Annotated in this window: 21 protein-coding genes; 12 read left to right on the forward strand and 9 right to left on the reverse strand. The window is 74.6% G+C overall.

The genetic code is table 11. From position 1 onward, the window contains the following. The first annotated feature begins 64 nt into the window (after positions 1–64). From FS882_RS13080 to FS882_RS13090, 3 genes are all read left to right on the forward strand, one after another. Positions 65–1,759 carry a CTP synthase gene (locus tag FS882_RS13080; protein WP_158373500.1) on the forward strand — a complete coding sequence of 565 codons (1,695 nt, stop codon included), beginning with the start codon at positions 65–67 and terminating at the stop codon, positions 1,757–1,759. Then, on the forward strand, positions 1,756–2,370 hold the full coding sequence (locus tag FS882_RS13085; RefSeq protein ID WP_158373501.1) for an NUDIX domain-containing protein: 615 nt from the start codon (positions 1,756–1,758) through the stop codon (positions 2,368–2,370). Before FS882_RS13080 ends, FS882_RS13085 begins: the two co-directional genes overlap by 4 nt. Positions 2,371–2,488: 118 nt before the next feature. After that, a complete protein-coding gene (locus FS882_RS13090; protein ID WP_158373502.1) occupies positions 2,489–3,454 on the forward strand; it encodes a GGDEF domain-containing protein in 966 nt (321 codons plus the stop codon). On the opposite strand, the gene FS882_RS13095 is transcribed toward FS882_RS13090, so the two are convergent. The 6 genes from FS882_RS13095 to FS882_RS13120 form a co-directional block, all read right to left on the reverse strand. Beyond that, the gene (locus FS882_RS13095; protein WP_158373503.1) at positions 3,451–4,065 is read right to left on the reverse strand and encodes a VanZ family protein; all 615 of its coding nucleotides are present in this window, start codon (positions 4,063–4,065) and stop codon (positions 3,451–3,453) included. The genes FS882_RS13090 and FS882_RS13095 overlap by 4 nt on opposite strands. 131 nt (positions 4,066–4,196) lie before the next feature. After that, complete coding sequence (locus FS882_RS13100) at positions 4,197–5,003, reverse strand: ABC transporter permease (protein WP_147793733.1); 807 nt, start codon at positions 5,001–5,003, stop codon at positions 4,197–4,199. Continuing rightward, positions 5,003–5,977 (reverse strand): ATP-binding cassette domain-containing protein, encoded by a 975-nt coding sequence (locus tag FS882_RS13105; RefSeq protein ID WP_158373504.1) that lies wholly within the window; start codon positions 5,975–5,977, stop codon positions 5,003–5,005. The genes FS882_RS13100 and FS882_RS13105 overlap by 1 nt, the downstream gene beginning before the upstream one ends. A gap of 108 nt (positions 5,978–6,085) precedes the next feature. After that, complete coding sequence (locus FS882_RS13110; protein ID WP_158373505.1) at positions 6,086–6,325, reverse strand: helix-turn-helix domain-containing protein; 240 nt, start codon at positions 6,323–6,325, stop codon at positions 6,086–6,088. Positions 6,326–6,744: 419 nt separating this feature from the next. Further along, on the reverse strand, positions 6,745–7,647 hold the full coding sequence (locus FS882_RS13115) for an EamA family transporter (RefSeq protein WP_158373506.1): 903 nt from the start codon (positions 7,645–7,647) through the stop codon (positions 6,745–6,747). 275 nt (positions 7,648–7,922) lie between these two features. Continuing rightward, positions 7,923–8,294, reverse strand: coding sequence for a DUF4406 domain-containing protein (locus FS882_RS13120; RefSeq protein WP_187365296.1), 372 nt, complete (start codon positions 8,292–8,294; stop codon positions 7,923–7,925). Between the two features lie 78 nt (positions 8,295–8,372). Between FS882_RS13120 and FS882_RS13125 the strand changes: the two genes are divergently transcribed. Then, a complete protein-coding gene (locus FS882_RS13125) occupies positions 8,373–9,131 on the forward strand; it encodes a DeoR/GlpR family DNA-binding transcription regulator (protein ID WP_158373507.1) in 759 nt (252 codons plus the stop codon). 6 nt (positions 9,132–9,137) lie between these two features. Here the strand turns inward: FS882_RS13125 and FS882_RS13130 are convergent, their stop codons facing one another. The 3 genes from FS882_RS13130 to FS882_RS13140 form a co-directional block, all read right to left on the reverse strand. Then, entirely contained in the window at positions 9,138–10,064 is a 927-nt protein-coding gene (locus FS882_RS13130; RefSeq protein ID WP_316043640.1) for a COX15/CtaA family protein, read from the reverse strand. Positions 10,065–10,148: 84 nt separating this feature from the next. Then, entirely contained in the window at positions 10,149–10,928 is a 780-nt protein-coding gene (locus FS882_RS13135; protein WP_158373509.1) for an ABC transporter permease, read from the reverse strand. Beyond that, positions 10,925–11,875, reverse strand: a complete 951-nt coding sequence (locus FS882_RS13140; protein ID WP_158373510.1) for an ABC transporter ATP-binding protein — start codon at positions 11,873–11,875, stop codon at positions 10,925–10,927. Before FS882_RS13140 ends, FS882_RS13135 begins: the two co-directional genes overlap by 4 nt. A gap of 189 nt (positions 11,876–12,064) precedes the next feature. On the opposite strand from FS882_RS13140, the gene FS882_RS13145 reads away from it, so the two are divergent. The 8 genes from FS882_RS13145 to FS882_RS13180 all read left to right on the forward strand — a co-directional run bounded on the left by FS882_RS13145 (position 12,065) and on the right by FS882_RS13180 (position 19,127). Next, entirely contained in the window at positions 12,065–12,838 is a 774-nt protein-coding gene (locus tag FS882_RS13145) for a helix-turn-helix transcriptional regulator (protein WP_158373511.1), read from the forward strand. Between the two features lie 86 nt (positions 12,839–12,924). Then, positions 12,925–14,331: a Fe-S cluster assembly protein SufB gene (gene sufB, locus FS882_RS13150; RefSeq protein WP_410053285.1), complete on the forward strand. Its 1,407-nt coding sequence runs from the start codon at positions 12,925–12,927 to the stop codon at positions 14,329–14,331. Beyond that, complete coding sequence (gene sufD / locus FS882_RS13155; RefSeq protein WP_158373513.1) at positions 14,331–15,674, forward strand: Fe-S cluster assembly protein SufD; 1,344 nt, start codon at positions 14,331–14,333, stop codon at positions 15,672–15,674. Before sufB ends, sufD begins: the two co-directional genes overlap by 1 nt. Next, positions 15,671–16,003, forward strand: a complete 333-nt coding sequence (locus FS882_RS13160) for a non-heme iron oxygenase ferredoxin subunit (RefSeq protein WP_158373514.1) — start codon at positions 15,671–15,673, stop codon at positions 16,001–16,003. Before sufD ends, FS882_RS13160 begins: the two co-directional genes overlap by 4 nt. Positions 16,004–16,023: 20 nt before the next feature. Beyond that, positions 16,024–16,788, forward strand: coding sequence for a Fe-S cluster assembly ATPase SufC (gene sufC / locus FS882_RS13165; protein ID WP_158373515.1), 765 nt, complete (start codon positions 16,024–16,026; stop codon positions 16,786–16,788). A 119-nt stretch (positions 16,789–16,907) separates the two neighbouring features. Next, positions 16,908–18,230, forward strand: coding sequence for a SufS family cysteine desulfurase (locus FS882_RS13170; RefSeq protein WP_158373516.1), 1,323 nt, complete (start codon positions 16,908–16,910; stop codon positions 18,228–18,230). Between the two features lie 43 nt (positions 18,231–18,273). Continuing rightward, the gene (sufU, locus tag FS882_RS13175) at positions 18,274–18,774 is read left to right on the forward strand and encodes a Fe-S cluster assembly sulfur transfer protein SufU (protein WP_210417340.1); all 501 of its coding nucleotides are present in this window, start codon (positions 18,274–18,276) and stop codon (positions 18,772–18,774) included. Next, positions 18,771–19,127 (forward strand): metal-sulfur cluster assembly factor, encoded by a 357-nt coding sequence (locus FS882_RS13180; RefSeq protein WP_147793719.1) that lies wholly within the window; start codon positions 18,771–18,773, stop codon positions 19,125–19,127. Before sufU ends, FS882_RS13180 begins: the two co-directional genes overlap by 4 nt. The last annotated feature ends 42 nt before the right edge of the window (positions 19,128–19,169 follow it).

The following is a 19,169-nucleotide window of genomic DNA, read 5'->3' on the forward strand; positions in this document are numbered from 1 at the left end:
CCGTGGCACGGGTCACCGGCGCGGGGCGCACGGGGACGGCGCGTCTCGGGTACACTGGAATCCCGTGGCAGAGCGCGCAAATCGACTCTCCGGGCGGTCGGACTCCACGACCCGGCACATCTTCGTCACGGGAGGCGTCGCCTCCTCACTGGGCAAGGGCCTGACCGCCTCCAGCCTGGGACGACTTCTCCGCTCCCGTGGCCTGCGGGTCACGATGCAGAAGCTCGACCCGTACCTCAACGTCGACCCGGGAACGATGAACCCGTTCCAGCACGGCGAGGTCTTCGTCACCGAGGACGGCGCCGAGACGGACCTCGACGTCGGTCACTACGAGCGGTTCCTGGACGTCGACCTGGTCGGCTCCGCGAACGTCACGACCGGCCAGGTCTACTCGCACGTGATCGCGAAGGAGCGGCGCGGCGAGTACCTCGGCGACACCGTCCAGGTCATCCCGCACATCACCGACGAGATCAAGGCGCGGATGCGGTCGCAGGCCGCCGACGACGTCGACATCATCATCACCGAGATCGGCGGCACCGTCGGCGACATCGAGTCGCAGCCGTTCCTCGAGGCGGCCCGCCAGGTCCGCCACGAGCTCGGCCGGGACAACGTGTTCTTCCTGCACGTCTCGCTGGTGCCGTACATCGGCCCGTCGGGCGAGCTGAAGACCAAGCCGACCCAGCACTCGGTCGCCGCGCTGCGCAGCATCGGCATCCAGCCGGACGCGATCGTGCTGCGGTCGGACCGCGAGATCCCGCAGTCGATCAAGGCGAAGATCGCGCTGATGTGCGACGTCGACACCCAGGGCGTCATCTCCTGCGTCGACGCGCCGAGCATCTACGACATCCCGCGGGTCATCCACGCCGAGGGCCTGGACGCCTACGTCGTGCAGCGGCTCGGCATGCAGTTCCGCGACGTCGACTGGAGCGGCTGGGACGAGCTGCTGCAGCGCGTGCACCAGCCCGCGCACCACGTCGAGGTGGCGCTGGTCGGCAAGTACATCGACCTGCCGGACGCCTACCTGTCGGTGACCGAGGCGCTGCGCGCCGGCGGCTTCCACAACGACGCCAAGGTGAAGATCCGCTGGGTCCCCTCCGACGACTGCCAGACCCCCGAGGGGGCGCAGCGCGCGCTCGGCGGCGTGGACGCGGTGCTGGTCCCGGGCGGGTTCGGCGTGCGCGGCATCGAGGGCAAGCTCGGCGCGCTGCGCTGGGCCCGCGAGTCGAAGGTGCCGACGCTCGGCATCTGCCTCGGCCTGCAGACGATGGTCATCGAGTACGCCCGGAACGTGCTCGGCCTGGCCGGCGCGTCGTCGTCCGAGTTCGACGCCGACCCGGCGCACCCGGTCGTGGCGACCATGGCGGAGCAGCTCGCGATCGTCGGCGGCGAGGGCGACCTCGGCGGCACGATGCGGCTGGGCTCCTACGAGGCCGTGCTGGCCGAGGGCTCGGTCGCGGCCGAGGCCTACGGCTCGACGCGGGTCACCGAGCGGCACCGGCACCGGTACGAGGTCAACAACGCGTACCGCGACAAGCTGGAGGAGGCCGGCCTGGTCATCTCCGGCGTCTCCCCGGACTCGTCGCTGGTCGAGTTCGTGGAGCTGCCGCGCGAGGTGCACCCGTACTACGTCTCGACGCAGGCGCACCCGGAGTTCAAGTCGCGGCCGACCCGGTCGCACCCGCTGTTCGCCGGCCTGATCCGGGCCGCCCTCGAGGCCCGGGGCGCGACGGTCTCGGCGAAGGCGAAGGCGCGCGCGTGACGACCGGTGACCCGCACGGCGGGCCGGCCGACCGGCCCGCCGTGCGGCCGGTGCTCGAGCACACCGACCTGCACCACGGGAAGATCTGGGACCTGGTCTCGGAGACCGTGGACCTGGGCGACTCGCAGGTGGTCCGGGAGTTCGTCGACCACCCCGGCGCCGTCGCGGTGATCGCGCTCGACGAGGACGACCGGGTGCTGCTGCTCCGGCAGTACCGGCACCCGGTCCGGGCCGAGCTCTGGGAGCCGCCGGCCGGGCTGCGCGACGTCGACGGGGAGCCGCCGCACGTCACCGCCGCCCGCGAGCTCGGGGAGGAGGCCGACCTCCGCGCGGAGGACTGGCACCTGCTCGCCGAGTTCGCGAACTCCCCGGGCGGGTCGAACGAGCACATCCTCGTGTACCTGGCACGCGGGCTGTCCGAGGTCCCCGAGGCCGAGCGGTTCGCCCGCGAGGACGAGGAGGCCGGCATGGTCCCGGTGTGGGTGCCGCTGGACGAGGCGGTCGAGGCCGTGCTGGCCGGCCGGCTGCGCAGCCCCAGCGGTGCCGTCGGCATCCTCGCCGCCGCGGCCTCGCGGGACCGCGGCTGGCGGACCCTGCGCCCGGTGGGCTGACGCGACGCGGCGCCGGGCGGGCGCGACCCCGCCACCCGGCGACGCGCGCGTTCGCCCGGACGGGTGGTCCCCGGGCCCACCGGTCAGGTGAACGGGCGCGCCGCCGATGGTGTCGGGTGTGCGCGCGCGGACCCGCCCCCCGAACGACGGGGCACGCCTGTTCCTCGCGGCCTCGCACACCGCCGGCGCCCTGCTGCTGTGCGCGGTGCTGTGCCTGGTCAGCGCCGTGTGGCCGCCCTCGCGGCTGACGCTGGTCGAGGTCTGGTACGGGGGTTCCGCGGCGCTCGCCCTGCTGGCCGTGACGCTGCTGCTGCTCCGTGACCGGCCGCGCGCCCCGCTCGCCGCGCTCGTCGTCGCGGTCGGCATCGGCGGCGCGCTGGTCGCGAGCTGCCAGACCCTCGCGGGCGTCGTCACGACGAGCCTCGGGCTGGTGGTCGCCGGGCAGGCCGCGGCGCTGCTGGGCGACCCGCGCACGGTGCGCCGGGTGCTCGAGCTGGTGGTCGTCGTCCTGGGGCTCGCCATGCTCGCCTCCCCGGTGCCGTTCCGCCCGGTCACGTGGCTCGTCCTCGCGGTGACCACCGTCGTGATGAGCGGCCTCGTCACGTACCTGCTCCAGCGCCTCCGGCTGCTCGCGACCACCGACGACCTGACGGGGGCGCTGACCCGCGCCGCGTTCGACGAGCGCGCCGCCCTGCTGCTGCACGACGCGGCCCGCCGCGGCAGGCCGGCGTCGGTGGTGTGCCTGGACGTCGACGACTTCAAGGTCGTCAACGACACCCTCGGGCACGCCGCCGGCGACGAGGTGCTGGTCCGCCTGGTGCGCGGGTGGCGCGACGGGCTCCGCGACGGTGACCTCATCGGCCGGATCGGCGGCGACGAGTTCGCGGTGGTGCTCGCCGGCCGGGACGCGGCGGCCGCGGAGGGCTGGGTGGCCGCGGCCGGGCAGCGGCACGCCGCGGGCGACCCGACGTGGAGCCACGGCGTGGCGCAGGCCGACGGCGACGAGCCGGTGCGCGCGGCGCTGGCCCGCGCGGACGAGGCGCTCTACGCGCGCAAGGGCCGGCGGGTCGGCGGGTCCGTCTAGTCCCGGTGCGCGGCCGCCGCGACGACCGGACCGGCGGCGCGCGCACCGCCGGCGCGGGCGTCGGCGGGAGCCGGGTCGGACCAGCGGAACCGGTCGACCAGGGCCGCGAGCCGCGGGACGCGCGTGCCGGCGCGGAGCAGGCCGTAGCCGAGCGCACCGCCCAGGACGTTGAACAGCAGGTCGTTCACGTCGGCGAGGTGCCCGCCCCCGAGGAGGTGGGCCGTGACCAGCTGGCTGACCTCGATGCCGAGGCTGACCGCCACCGCCACCAGCACGACGCGCGGCCACGACGCCCGCGCGACGAGCAGCGGCACCAGCACCCCGAGGGGCACGAAGACGGCGACGTTCGTGAGCGCGTCGGCCAGCCCGTAGTCGACGAGCAGCTCCAGCGTGAGGTGGCCGTCCCACGGCGCGTGCGCGCGCGGCTTGTCCAGGAAGATCGGGAACACCGTGTTCGCCACGATCCCCGCCCCGTAGACGCAGAGCGCGACGGCCACGGCGGCCCGGGGCGCGGTGAGCCGCCCGCGTCGGGCGAGGACGGCCAGCAGCACCGCGAGGGCGGCCGCGGCCAGGGGGACGACGACGGGGAGGACGGGGACCTGGCGGAACACGGCGCGACCTGCTCTTCTCGACGGCGGGCACGCCGGCCTGCCCGGCGACCCGCAGCCACGGTGCCAGCGCCGCGGGTCCCGGGCATCCACCCGCGGTCGGACCCGTTCGGGAGCCGGGTCCGCCCACGGCCTCAGCGGCTGGTCGACACCCGGTACTGCGCGTTGGCGAGCGGCACGAACACGACGAGGAAGAGCGCCGACCAGATGAGCGTGTACACCTCGGGGTGCTGCAGCGGCCACGCGGTCGGCTCGGGCACCCCGGGCGGGATGTTGCCGAACAGCTCCCGCGCCGCCTGGGTCACCGCCGACACCGGGTTCCACTCCGCGAACGTCTGGAGCGGTGCCGGCAGGGTGTCGAGCGGGACGAACGTGTTCGCGACGAACGTCAGCGGGAAGATCACGATGAACGAGGCGTTGTTCACCACCTCGGGGCTCGGGACGAGCATCCCGATCCAGGCCATGATCCAGCTGATCGCGTAGGCGAACACCAGCAGCAGGCCGAACCCCGCCAGGGCGTCGAGCACCGACGACCGGATCCGCCAGCCGACGACCAACCCGGTCAGGCCCATCACGATCAGCACGATGACGTTGTTCACCACGTCGGAGAACGTGCGACCGGTGAGCACCGCCGACGGCGCCATGGGCAGCGACCGGAACCGGTCGAGGATGCCCTTCTTGAGGTCCTCCGCGAGGGCGGCCCCGGTGACGGTCGCCCCGAAGATCACGGTCTGGGCGAAGATCCCCGCGATGAGGAACTCCCGGTAGGCCTGGCCGCCGCCCTGCTGGTCGATCGCCCCGCCGAACACGTAGGAGAACAGCAGGACGAACATGATGGGGGACAGGGTGGTGAAGACCAGCAGGTCGGGCACCCGCTTGATCTTGATGATGTTGCGCTTGGCGACCACGGAGGCGTCCGCGATCACGGGGGGCACCGGCATCACGCACCTGCCTTCGGGTCGGGGTTGCCGTCCTGCTCCGCGGTCTTGCCGGTCAGGGCGAGGAACACGTCGTCCAGGGTCGGGCGGCGCAGGCCGACGTCCTCCAGGCGGACCTGGCGCTCGTCGAGCCGCCGCAGGGCCTCGCTCAGCACCTCGGGCCCGCCGGACACCGGCATGACGAACGACCGGCGGCCGTCGTCCACGGTGGGCCGCCCGACGCCGAGCGGGGCGAGCGCCTCCTCGACGCCGGCGAGCAGCGCGACGTCCGCGACGGTGAGCTCCAGGCGCTCGCCGCCGACCTGGCGCTTGAGCTGGTCCGCGGTGCCCTGGGCGATGATCCGGCCGTGGTCGATGACGACGATCTCGTCCGCGAGCACGTCGGCCTCCTCCAGGTACTGCGTCGTCAGCAGCAGGGTGGTGCCGCCGGCGACCAGCGTCTGGATGACGTCCCACATCTCGGTGCGCCCGCGCGGGTCCAGGCCGGTGGTGGGCTCGTCGAGGAAGATCACGGGCGGGTCGGCGACGAGCGCGCCCGCCAGGTCGAGCCGGCGCCGCATGCCGCCCGAGTACGTCTTGGTCGGCCGGTCCGCCGCGTCCTCCAGGCGGAACGACGCGAGCAGCTCGCGCGCCCGCTCGCGGGACCGGCGGGCACCCAGGTGGTAGAGCCGGCCGATCATGTCGAGGTTCTCGTAGCCCGACAGGTACTCGTCCACGGCGGCGTACTGGCCCGACAGGCCGATGTGCCGCCGGACCTCGGCCGGCCGGGCGAGCACGTCGACGCCCACGACCCGCGCGGTGCCGGCGTCGGGCCGCAGCAGTGTCGACAGGACGCGGACGATGGTGGTCTTGCCGGCCCCGTTGGGGCCGAGCAAGCCGAGGACGGTGCCGGCCGGCACCGTGAGGTCGACGCCGTCGAGGGCGGTGACGCCCTTGTAGCGCTTGACGAGCCCGTGGGCCTCGATCGCCTGTTCCATGGAGCGAGCGTAGATGTGATGTACGACACACCAGAAGAGGCCCGCGCGGTCCGCGGCCGGCGGGACGGAGCGGGCGGACGGCGCCGCAGGTGAGGGCGGCGGCGCGGGTCAGTGCAGGCCCGCGGCCTCCGCCCAGGCGGCGGCCTCCGCGCGGGTGGACGCGCCGATCTTGCGGTAGATCGACCGCACCTGGGTCTTCACCGTGTTGCGCGAGACGAACAGCTTGCGGGCGATGTCCTCGAGCGTGACGTCCTCTGCCAGCTCGGCGAGCACGATGCGCTCGCGGGGGCTGAGGGGCTCGCCCAGCTGGGCGGTCGCGGTCCGGGGGGCGTCGGCGAGGGCGGTCATGAGGGCTCCGATGCTGCGGGGAGGGTCGCGCCCGCCGGTCGGCTGCAGCGGGGCTCACCCGTCCATTCGGCACGGAGGGCGTTCCGGACTGGTAGATGAATGATCAATCGTCCGGCGGGGTCGCGCGATGCGGCGCGCGCCGCACCGTCCTGCCGCTGGTCAGCCCGCCGGGAAGCGCATCCCGGCGTCGGTGCCGCATCACCCGGACGGAGCAACGCCCGGGTGGGCCCCGGGTCGGCCCGGCGCGCCGGTCGCCCGGGGCGCCGCCGTGTTCCGGCCCGGCCGACGGAGGTCGCCGCCGGCCGGGCCGGAAGGCGTCGGCCGCGCTCCCGAGCCGCGCCCTGGCGTGGTGCGATCGTGCGGGGCGCGGTGTCCGGGCGCCCGGTGCACGGGCGTCCGGTGCGCGGGCGCCCCGCGGGTCAGTCCAGCGGCACCGGGGTCGCCGCAGGGCTCGGCGCGGCGGCCCGGTCCCGGCGGCCCGCCGACCAGACCGCCCCCGCGCCGGCCAGCACGACCAGGGCGATGCCGCCGAGCGCCGCCACGGGCAGCCGGTCGCCGAGCGCGACCGCCCCCACCAGCGCCGCCATCGCGGGGTCGACCGCGAACAACGTGCCCACCACGCGCGTGCCGGCGAGCCGGGCGGCCTGGAAGTCGAGCGAGAACGCCAGGGCGACGCCGATCAGCCCGGACAGGACGAGCGGGGCGACGTGCCCGCGCTCGAGCGCCGGCGCCTGCGCGACCTGGAACGGCGACAGCAGCAGGGCGCCGACCGCGACCGACAGCGCGAGGTCGCCGAGCCCGCCAGACCCGGAGCCGACGCGGCCCGCGAGCACGGTGTAGCCGCCGAAGGCCGCGGCCGCGCCGAGGCCCAGCGCGACACCGACCGGGTCGAGCCCGCCGGTGGGTGTCCCGACGACCAGGACCACGCCGGCCAGCGCGACGAACGGCAGCAGCCGCGCGCGGCCGGCGGACGCCAGGGCGGCGACGGCGAGCGGCCCGCAGAACTCCAGGGTGACGGCCACCCCGAGCGGGATGCGGTCGAGCGCCGCGTAGAACAGCACGTTCATCGCGGCCATCGCCACGCCGTACAGGGCGATGCCCGCCCACTGCGACCGGCTGCGCCCGCGCAGGGCGGGCCGGGTCAGCAGGAGCAGGACGAGCGCGGCCGCCGTCATGCGGTAGCCGGACACGGCGAGCGTCCCGAGCGAGCCGAAGGCGGACGACGCGAGCGCGGCCGAGACCTGCACGGACGCGGAGCCGACCAGGACGAGGGCGGCGGCGGTGAGGGCGCGCGGGCGCGCGCCGAGGGGGAACGAGAGCATGGGGGTCCTCAGCGGGACGGCCCGCCGGTGCGGCGGCGGGCGGTGGTCGGGGTGCCTGGGCGGCACGCCGACGCGAGCGCCGGGCGTGCCGGGGTCAGGCCCCGGGCCCCCGGCGCGGGGCGCAGCCCCGGTTGCTCATCGGATCCATGGCGCGAGCGTACGTCCTGGTCGCGGACCCGCCCGCGGGTGTCCGCATGTCGGGCGGGGTGGCGCGAGCCGGGTGGCCCGGGCGGCCGGGCGGGTCCCGCGGCGCCCGGGCCGCCGTCCCGCTCCGGTCAGGCCGCCGCGGCCCGCGGGATGTCCTCGACGGACGTGTACACCGGGATCCCGCGTCGCCGCGCGATCGCGACGTCGTTGTCGGCGCCGGTCGACGCACCGGGCAGCCGCAGGACCGCGTCGCAGTGGGCGAGCAGCCGCTCGGCGGTGGGGTAGAGCACGTCCTGCGCGCGGGGGTCGGTCGGCCCGTCCGCCCCCATGCTCGCGAGCACGGGCAGCGCGACCCACTCGCCGATCATCGGCACGTGCCCGCGCTCGAAGATCGGCCAGGCCGCCTCCTCGAGGCGGCGGAGGTTGGCGGCCATCGCGGCGGGGTCGCCGCCCGTGCCGGACTGGTAGGGGCCGGCGATGAGGATCAGCTGTGCGGTCATGCCACCGACCATAACGCGCAAAACCGTGCAAGACTAGACGGCACCAGGAAACACCGGGCGACCACCGAGGAGATCGCGATGCTGCCGGCACAGCGACGGGACGAGCTGCTGCGCGTGCTGCGCACCGAGGGGCGCGTCGTCGCCAAGGACGCCGCGGAGCGGCTCGGGCTCTCGGAGGACACCGTGCGGCGCGACCTGCGCGAGATGGCGGCCGCGGGCCTGTGCCAGCGGGTGTACGGGGGTGCGCTGCCGGTGTCGCCCGCGGTGGCGGACTACGCGGGCCGGCGCACGGTCGCCGTCGAGAACAAGGACCGGGTGGCGCGCCGGGCGGCGGCGCTGGTCCGCCCGGGCGGCACGGCGATCCTCGACGGCGGGACCACGGCGCTCGCGGTCGCCCGGGCGCTGCCGCCGGACCTGCGGGCGACGGTCGTGACGCACAGCCCGACGGTCGCCGCGGCGCTCGCGGAGCACCCGACGGTCGAGGTGCTGGTGCTCGGCGGCCGGCTGTTCAAGCACTCGGTCGTGGCGTCCGGGGCGATGCTCGCCGAGGCGGCCGCGGGCGTGTGGGCGGACGTGTTCCTGCTCGGCGTCACCGGCGTGCACCCGGAGGCGGGTCTGACCACCGGCGACGCCGAGGAGGCCGCGACCAAGCGGGCGCTCGCCCGGCGCGCGGGGGACACCTACGTGCTGGCCAGCGCGGAGAAGATCGGCGCCGCGTCGCCGTTCCGGGTACTGCCGCTCGACGAGGTGGCCGGGGTGGTCACCGACGTCGACCCCGCGGACCCGGCGGCGCGGGCGCTCGCGGACGCAGGGGTACCGCTGGTGGCGGCGGGCTGAGGCCCGTCAGGCGCGGGTGCGGAACGTCAGCAGGTACCGCGTCGTCCCGGCGGCGAGCAGCGCCGCGCCCAGCATGTGCAGCAGCACCAGCAGGATCGGCAGGTCGGTCGCGACCTGGACGTACCCGATGACGCCCTGCAGCACGACGAGCCCGACCATCACCCAGCCGCGGCGGCGCAGCAGGCGCGGCCCGCGCCGGTTCAGCCACAGCAGCGCGCCGAGCACGGCGACGAACAGCCACACGGACGCGGCGTGCACGCGGGCCATCAGGTACGGGTCGACGGCGATCCGGTAGCCGACCTCCTCGTCGCCCGAGTGCGGCCCGGCGCCCGTGGTGACGACGCCGAGCGTGAGGACGACGCCCACCAGCACGGCGAGCACGGGTGCGAGCCGCCGGGACCACGGTCCGACGACGGGGATCCGCGGCCCGTCGCCCTCGCGGCTGCGGTGCACCAGCAGCGTCGAGGCCGCGACCAGCGCCATCGACACCAGGAAGTGCAGGCTCACCCACGCCGGGTGCAGGTGCAGCAGGACGACGACGCCGCCGATGAGCGCCTGCGCCACGACCCCCGCCAGCGGCGCGAACCCGAGCCAGCGGTAGGCGGGGGACCGGTCGCGGTCGAACCAGACGAGGAGCGCGACGGCGACCGCGATGACGCCGAGGACGCCGGTCAGGGTGCGGTTCCCGAACTCGACGTACTGGTGGTACGTCGTCTCCGGGTGGAACGCGGCGGTGAACTGCCCGGGCTCGCACTGCGGCCACGTCGAGCAGCCGAGGCCGGAGCCGGTCAGCCGGACGGCGCCGCCCGTGACGACGATCCCGATCTGCGCCACCAGGTTCGCCACGAGGACCGGGTAGGTCAGGCGCTCCCGCCACGCCGCGAACCGGGTGGGCGCGGGGCTGACGGGGGCGGCGGCGACGTCGGGGCTCACGGCGACCAGCCTACGGTCCGGCGCGCCGCGCTCGTGCGCGCGCTCACGAGGTCTTGGTCACGCGCCCCGCCCCTGCGGCGGGCGTCAGGAGGACCAGCGGAACCAGCGGCGCACCGCCGCGGCGAGGACCAGCGCCCACACGGCCAGCGCCGCCAGGTGCGCGGCCGGGAAGGCCCCGTCGACGAGCGATGCGCGCAGGGCCTCGCCCAGCGCCCCCGGCGGCAGCCACTCCGCGACGGACGCCCACCACCCGGGCAGGTCCGCCACGGGCAGCACCAGGCCGCCGACGACCGCGAGCACCACCAGCAGCAGGTTCGCGACCGCCAGCACCGCCTCCGCGCGCAGCGTGCCCGCGAGCAGCAGCGCCAGCGCCGTGAACGCGGCGACGCCGAGCAGCAGCGCGAGGACCGCGCCCGGGATGCCGGCCGGCTCGGGCCGCCACCCCAGCGCGAGCCCGACCGCGCCGACCACGGCCACCTGCAGCGCGGCGACGGCGAGCACCGCCAGCGCCTTGCCCGCCAGCAGGCCGCCGCGCCCGAGCGGCGTCGTGGCGAGCAGCCGCAGCACGCCGTTGCGCCGGTCGAACGCGGTCGCGATCGCCTGGGAGGTCAACGAGCCCGCCATGACCGCCAGGCCGAGGACGCCGGGGGTGACCACGTCGATCCGGTCGGCGTCGCCGACGCCGATGTCGAGGAACGACCCCCGTCCCAGGGCGACCAGCGCCACCACCGGGATGATCAGCGTGACGAGCAGCTGCTCGCCGTTGCGCAGCACGGCCAGGGTCTCGAACCGCGCCTGGGCGCGGACGCGGCGCCCGGCCGGCGCGGCGCGGTCGGCCCCGGGGGCGGCGGCGGGCGCGGTCATCGCAGGTTCCGTCCGGTCAGGTCGAGGAAGACGTCCTCGAGGGTGCGGCGTCCGACGTCGACCCGGGCCAGCAGCACGTCGCGGTCGGCGCACCACGCGGCGAGCGCGGCCACCAGGGCCGGGGTGGCGGGGGAGTCGACGGCGTAGGAACCGGGGCCCGTCTCCGTCACGGCGGCGACCGTCGCGGCCCCCGCCGGCGTGAGCGCGGCGCCGAGCGCGGCGAGGTCGAGCCCCGGCGCGGCCCGGAACGTCAGCGTCGAGGAGTCGGCCCCGGCCAGCAGCGCCGGCACCGAGCCGTGCGCGATGACGCGCCCGTGGTCGACGACCGCGACCTCGTCGGCGAGGGCCTCCGCCTCGTCCATCAGGTGGGTCGTCAGCAGCACCGCGACGCCGTCGGACCGCAGCTCCTCGACGAGCGACCACACGGCGCGCCGCGCCTGCGGGTCCATCCCCGCCGACGGCTCGTCCAGGAACACGACGTCCGGGCGCCCCACCACGGCGGTCGCCAGCGCGAGCCGCTGCCGCTGGCCGCCGGACAGCCGGCGCACCGTCGTCCGGGCGAACGGGGTGAGGCCGAGCCGCTCGGCGAGCTCGCCGACGTCCCGGGGCCGGGCGTACATCTCGGCGACGTGCCGCAGCACGCCGAGCGCGGGCACGCCGGTCGGGAGCCCCGCGTCCTGCAGCATCACGCCGACCCGCGGGCGCAGCGCGGCCGCGTCGGCGACCGGGTCGAGCCCCAGCACGCGGACGGTGCCGGCGTCCGGGGTGCGCAGCCCCTCGCAGCACTCCACGGTGGTGGTCTTGCCCGCACCGTTCGGACCGAGCACCGCGGTCACCCGTCCGGGGGACGCGTGCAGGTCGAGCCCGTCGACGACCGCGCGGCCGTCGTACCGCTTGACGAGCCCACGCACCTCGACGGCGGGCGGGGAGGAGGACTGGCCGAGCACCCCGCGAGTGTAGGGGTCCCGGCCCGGGGCGGGGTGTGGTGAGGCAGACCTTGCTTGCCAGGACTTATTTCGGCAACAAGGATGTTGCCGATATCGGGAGCCCTCGTGGGGGCTCCGCGGGACCGGCCCCGGACCACGGCGGCGCGCCCCGCGACCCAGCCGTGCAGCAGCGAACCGGAGGTGTGTGCCATGAGCGCGAGCACGCCGGGGACCGCCGCCGTGCCGGAGGCCGACTGCGTCACCGAGGCCACCGACGCGTCCGGGCGCCCCGCCCGCCCCGCGGAGCACGAGTCCGAGGCCGAGGCCGGCACCCGCCGCCGGGTGCTCGACCTGATCGCCGCCGACGGCCCGGTGTCCGCCGCCGAGCTGGCCGCGGAGCTCGACCTGACCGCCGCGGCCGTCCGCCGGCACCTCGCGGTGCTGGAGGGCGAGCAGCAGATCGGCGTGCACGACGGCGGCGCCGTCGGGCCCGCGCGCCGCGGCCGCCCCGCCAAGCGGTACGTCGTGACCGCGGCAGGGCAGGCGGCGCTCAGCCAGCAGTACTCAGAGCTCGCGTCGCAGGCGCTGCGGTTCGTCGCCGAGATCGGCGGCGCGGACGCGGTGCGCAGCTTCGCCGAGAAGCGGGTCCGCGACCTCGAGGTCCGGCACGCCGACGCGCTGGCGGAGGCGGGCGACGACCCGGTCCGCCGGGCGCAGGTGCTCGCCGACGGCCTCGCGGTCGACGGCTTCGCGGCCACCGCGCGCCCCGTGCCCGGCGGCCACGCCATCCAGCTGTGCCAGGGCCACTGCCCGGTGCAGGACGTCGCGCGCGAGTTCCCCGAGCTCTGCGAGGCGGAGGCGCACGCCTTCTCCCGCATGCTCGGGGTGCACGTGCAGCGGCTCGCGACGCTGGCCCGCGGCGGCCACGTCTGCACCACGAACATCCCGATCGTGCCGGTCCGCCGGCCGACGACGACGGACTGACCGACCTGCCCCCGACCCCCGTGCACCCGCGGAAGGACGATGAGATGACGACGACGGACCCCGGCCGCCCGGTAGCGGCCGAGCCGATGAGCCAGGACGAGGCCATCGCCTCGATCGGCAACTACGGCTACGGCTGGCACGACGCCGACGACGCGGGCGCCACGGCGCAGCGCGGCCTGTCGGAGGACGTGGTGCGCAACATCTCGGCGCTCAAGAACGAGCCCGAGTGGATGCTGAAGACCCGCCTGAAGGCGCTGCGCCTGTTCGACAAGAAGCCGATGCCCTGGTGGGGCGCGGACCTGTCGGGCATCGACTTCGACAACATCAAGTACTTCGTCCGGTCGACGGAGAAGCAGGCGACGTCCTGGGAGGAGCTCCCGGAGGACATCAAGAACACCTACGACCGCCTGGGCATCCCGGAGGCCGAGAAGCAGCGCCTCGTCGCCGGCGTCGCCGCGCAGTACGAGTCCGAGGTCGTCTACCACCAGATCCGCGAGGACCTGGAGGCGCAGGGCGTCATCTTCGTCGACACCGACACCGGCCTGCGCGAGTACCCGGAGCTGTTCGAGCAGTACTTCGGCTCGGTCATCCCCCCGGGCGACAACAAGTTCGCGTCGCTCAACACCGCGGTGTGGTCGGGCGGCTCGTTCGTCTACGTGCCGCCGGGCGTGCACGTCGAGATCCCGCTGCAGGCCTACTTCCGGATCAACACCGAGAACATGGGTCAGTTCGAGCGGACGCTGATCATCGCGGACGAGGGCTCGTACGTGCACTACGTCGAGGGCTGCACCGCGCCGATCTACCAGTCGGACTCGCTGCACTCCGCGGTCGTCGAGATCATCGTGAAGAAGAACGCCCGCGTGCGGTACACGACGATCCAGAACTGGTCGAACAACGTCTACAACCTCGTGACCAAGCGGGCGACCGCGGCCGAGGGCGCGACGATGGAGTGGGTCGACGGCAACATCGGCTCCAAGGTCACCATGAAGTACCCGGCGATCTACCTGCTGGGCGAGCACGCCCGCGGCGAGACGCTGTCCATCGCCTTCGCGGGCGAGGGCCAGCACCAGGACGCCGGCTGCAAGATGGTGCACGCCGCGCCGCACACCTCGTCGTCGATCGTGTCGAAGTCGGTGGCCCGCGGCGGCGGCCGGACCTCGTACCGCGGCCTGGTCCAGGTGCTGGAGGGCGCGAGCCACTCCGCCAGCAACGTCCTGTGCGACGCCCTGCTCGTCGACCAGATCTCGCGCTCGGACACCTACCCGTACGTCGACGTCCGCGAGGACGACGTGTCGATGGGTCACGAGGCGACGGTGTCCCGCGTGAGCGAGGACCAGCTGTTCTACCTGATGTCCCGCGGGATGACCGAGACCGAGGCCATGGCCATGATCGTGCGCGGGTTCGTCGAGCCCATCGCGCGCGAGCTCCCCATGGAGTACGCCCTCGAGCTGAACCGCCTGATCGAGCTGCAGATGGAAGGGGCCGTCGGCTGATGTCGACCACCACACCCGAGACCCCCGGTCTCTCCACCGACCACTCCCGCGCGACGGCCGACGAGGCGCACAGCCACGGCGTCGCCGAGGTGCCGCAGTCGTCGCGTGCGGCCCGCGCCACCTCGTTCGAGGTCGCGGACTTCTCGGTGCCGAACGGGCGCGAGGAGGAGTGGCGGTTCTCGCCGGTCGACCGGCTCGCCCCGCTGTTCGCCCCGGAGACGGGCCGGCTCACGGGCCACGGCGTCCTCACCACGGTCGTGAACGCGCCCGAGGTCGAGGTCGAGATCGTGGACCGCGACGACGCCCGCCTGGGTCTCGCCGGCGAGCCGGGCGACCGCGCCGCGGCCGTCGCGTGGGCCTCGTTCCCGCGCGCCACCGTCGTGACCGTGCCGCAGGAGGCCGTCGCGTCGACGGTGACCTCGGTGCGGGTCGAGGGCGTCGAGGGGCAGCTGGAGCCCACCGGCAGCCACCTGCTGGTGCACGCCAAGCCGATGTCCCAGGCGACGGTCGTCATCGACCACGTCGGGTCCGCGCTGCTCACCGAGACCGTCGAGGTCGTGGCGGAGGACGGCGCGCACCTGACGGTCGTCTCCGTGCAGGACTGGGCCGAGGGCGCCGTGCACAACGCGGCGCACCGCGTGAAGCTCGGCCGCGACGCCACGGTCAAGCACATCGTGGTGACGCTCGGCGGCGACGTCGTCCGGCTCACCCCGGACGCGGAGTTCGCGGGCGAGGGCGGCTCGGTCGAGATGCTCGGCGTATACTTCGCCGACGCCGGCCAGCACCAGGAGCAGCGGCTATTCGTCGACCACGCGGTCCCGAACTGCAAGTCGCGCGTGACCTACAAGGGCGCCCTGCAGGGCGAGGGCGCGCACACCGTGTGGGTCGGCGACGTGCTGATCCGCAAGGAGGCCGAGGGCACCGACACCTACGAGCTCAACCGCAACCTGGTCCTCACGGACGGCGCGCGCGCGGACTCGGTGCCGAACCTCGAGATCGAGACGGGCCTCATCGAGGGCGCGGGCCACGCCAGCGCCACGGGCCGGTTCGACGACGAGCAGCTGTTCTACCTGCGCTCGCGCGGCATCCCGGAGACGGACGCCCGCCGCCTGGTCGTGCGCGGCTTCTTCGCCGAGCTGATCCACCAGATCGGCGTGCCCGAGGTCGAGGAGCGGCTCATCACCGCGATCGAGGCCGAGCTGGCGCAGTCGATGACGGAGTTCCAGGGCGCGGCGGCGGTGTCCGGCGGCGACCTCGCCTCCGACGTCACCGACGAGACCGACGCCGAGCGCGCGATCCTGAACGAGCCCGCCTCCGTCGCCTCCGCGGACGAGCCCGCATGACCGCACAGCTCGCCTGCATGACGTCCGACGTCCCCGAGGCCGGCACGTTCCGTGTCGAGCTCGAGGGCGAGAACGGTCCCGTCGAGGTCGCGGTCGTCCGCGACGAGGACGGCGCGCTGCACGCCATCAGCGACATCTGCTCGCACGGCGCGGTCTCGCTGTCCGACGGCGAGGTCGAGGGCTGCACCGTGGAGTGCTGGCTGCACGGGTCGCGGTTCGACCTGCGCACCGGCGAGCCGCTGGGCCCCCCGGCCGTCCGCCCCGTCCCCGTCTACCCCCTGACCGTCGACGGCGAGCGCGTGCTCGTCGACGTCGACGGCGCTGCCTGAGCTTTCCCGAGGAGAACCCCATGCCCACCCTGGAGATCCGCGACCTGCACGTCAGCGTCGAGACGAAGGAGGGTCCGAAGCCGATCCTCCGCGGCGTCGACCTGACCATCAACAGCGGCGAGACGCACGCCATCATGGGCCCGAACGGCTCCGGCAAGTCCACGCTGGCCTACTCGCTCGCCGGGCACCCGAAGTACGAGATCACCTCCGGCACCGTCACGCTCGACGGCGAGGACCTCGTCGCCATGTCGGCCGACGAGCGCGCCCGCGCCGGCCTGTTCCTCGCCATGCAGTACCCGGTCGAGGTCCCCGGCGTCTCGGTGTCGAACTTCCTGCGCACCGCCAAGACCGCGATCGACGGCGAGGCGCCCGCGCTCCGCACCTGGATCAAGGACGTCGACGGCGCCATGGAGCGCCTGCGCATGGACTCCTCGTTCGCCGAGCGCTCGGTCAACGAGGGCTTCTCCGGCGGCGAGAAGAAGCGCCACGAGATCCTGCAGATGGAGCTCCTGAAGCCCCAGTTCGCGATCCTCGACGAGACCGACTCCGGCCTCGACGTCGACGCGCTGCGCATCGTCTCCGAGGGCGTGAACCGCGCCAAGGAGTCGACCGACGTGGGCGTGCTGCTCATCACGCACTACACGCGCATCCTGCGGTACATCCAGCCGGACTTCGTGCACGTGTTCGTCGACGGCCGGATCGCCGAGGAGGGCGGGCCCGAGCTCGCCGAGCGCCTCGAGAACGAGGGCTACGACCGGTTCCTGACCTCGGGCGCCTCCGCCTGACGGTCTCGCACCACCCGCGAGGCCCACGGGGCGGCGGCCGGACCGCCGCCGCCCCGGGTCCCGCACCCCGGAGGGCGACCGGGCGCCAGGCCACGACGCACGACGACGAGGACACCGAGATGACCGACACGCTGGACCGGGCCGCGCAGGACGGGCAGGGGCGGACGCTGGACGCCGCCGAGCTGGCCGCCGTGCGCGCGGACTTCCCCCTGCTGCAGCGGACCGTCCGCGACGGGCGGCCGCTGGTCTACCTCGACTCCGGCGCGACCTCGCAGAAGCCCGAGGTCGTCCTCGACGCGGAGCAGGACTTCTACACCCAGCGGAACGCCGCCGTGCACCGCGGCGCGCACCAGCTCGCCGAGGAGGCCACCGAGGCCTTCGAGACCGCCCGGCACGAGGTCGCCTCGTTCGTCGGCGTGCACGACGACGAGATCGTCTGGACCTCCAACGCCACCGCCGGGCTCAACCTCGTCGCCTACGCGATGTCGAACGCCACGCTCGGGCGCGGGGGAGCGGCGGCGCAGCGGTTCGCGCTGGCGCCCGGCGACGAGATCGTCGTGACCGAGGCCGAGCACCACGCGAACCTCGTGCCGTGGCAGGAGCTCGCGGCCCGCACCGGCGCCACCCTCCGCTGGCTCGGCGTGGACGACGACGGCCGCATCCGGGCGGACGAGCTCGGCACCGTCGTGACCGACCGGACGAAGGTGCTCGCGTTCACGCACGCCTCGAACGTCACCGGCGCCGTCACCGACGTCGCGCCGTTCGTGGCCCGGGCCCGCGAGGTGGGCGCCCTGACCGTGCTCGACGCCTGCCAGAGCGTGCCGCACCTGCCGGTCGACCTGGCCGCGCTGGGCGTCGACTTCGCCGCGTTCTCCGGGCACAAGATGCTCGGCCCCACCGGCGTCGGCGCGCTGTACGGCCGCCGCGAGCTGCTCGAGGCCATGCCGCCCGTCACGACCGGCGGCTCGATGGTCGAGGTCGTCACGATGGAGCAGACCACCTACGCGCCGCCGCCGCGCCGGTTCGAGGCCGGCACGCAGATGGTGTCCCAGGCCGTCGGCATGGGCGCCGCCGCGACGTACCTCGCCGAGCTCGGCATGGACGCGGTCGCCGCGCACGAGCGGCACCTCGCCGGGCTGCTGCTCGACGCAGTGGCCTCGGTCCCCGGCGTCCGGGTCATCGGCCCCACCGAGAACGTGGACCGGCTCGCGACGGTGTCGTTCGTCGTCGACGGCGTGCACGCGCACGACGTCGGCCAGGTGCTCGACGACCGCGGCGTGGCCGTGCGGGTGGGCCACCACTGCGCGCAGCCGCTGCACCGCCGGTTCGGCGTCGCCGCGACCGCCCGCGCGTCGGCGGCCGTCTACACGACGGACGAGGAGATCGCGGTGTTCCGGGAAGCACTGGCGGGGGTCCGGACGTTCTTCGGACTGACCGACTGATACTGGGACGACGAGCCACCCGAGGAAGCGAGAGCCGCACCGCATGAGCACCGGCATGGAGCAGCTGTACCAGCAGCTGATCCTCGACCACGCCAAGCACCCCGCCCACCGCGGGGCGCAGGAGGCGTACGACGTCGAGGTCCACCACGTGAACCCCACCTGCGGGGACGAGGTGACGCTGCGCGTGCGCCTGGACGCCGACGCGTCGGGCGCGCCGGTCATCGGCGAGCTCACCTGGACCGGCCAGGGCTGCTCGATCTCGCAGGCGTCCGCGTCCGTGATGTCGCAGGCCGTCGCCGGCGGGTCCGTCGAGCACGCGCTCGCGCTGTCCGACGACTTCCGCGAGCTCATGGACTCCCGCGGCGTGCTGCCCGAGAAGTTCGAGGGCGACGGCCTCGCCGAGGAGATGGAGGACGCCGTCGCGTTCGTCGGCGTCGCCCGGTACCCGGCCCGCATCAAGTGCGCCCTGCTCGGCTGGGCGGCCATGAAGGACGCGGTGGCGCAGGCCTCCGTGACGACCACGAACCCCGAGGAGGGGCGATGAGCGACACCACGGTGTCCCCGCAGCAGGACGGCGCCGCGCCGGCGCCCGTGAACGCCGCCGACGTCGAGGAGGCGCTGCGCGACGTCATCGACCCCGAGCTCGGCGTGAACGTCGTCGACCTCGGCCTGGTCTACGGCATCGCGATCGAGCAGGGCCGCAACGTCGTCATCGACATGACGCTCACCTCGGCGGCGTGCCCGCTGACGGACGTCATCGAGGACCAGGCGGGCACCTCGCTGGAAGGGCTCGTCGACTCGGTGCGGATCAACTGGGTCTGGATGCCGCCGTGGGGCCCGGAGAAGATCACGGACGACGGCCGCGCGATGATGCGGGCGCTGGGCTTCAACATCTGAGCCTGCGGGCTCGGCCGAGCAGTCAGACGTCGAGGTAGGACC

It is taken from the genome of Cellulosimicrobium cellulans (genome assembly GCF_007679345.1).
Taxonomy (GTDB): Bacteria; Actinomycetota; Actinomycetes; order Actinomycetales; family Cellulomonadaceae; genus Cellulomonas; species Cellulomonas cellulans_A.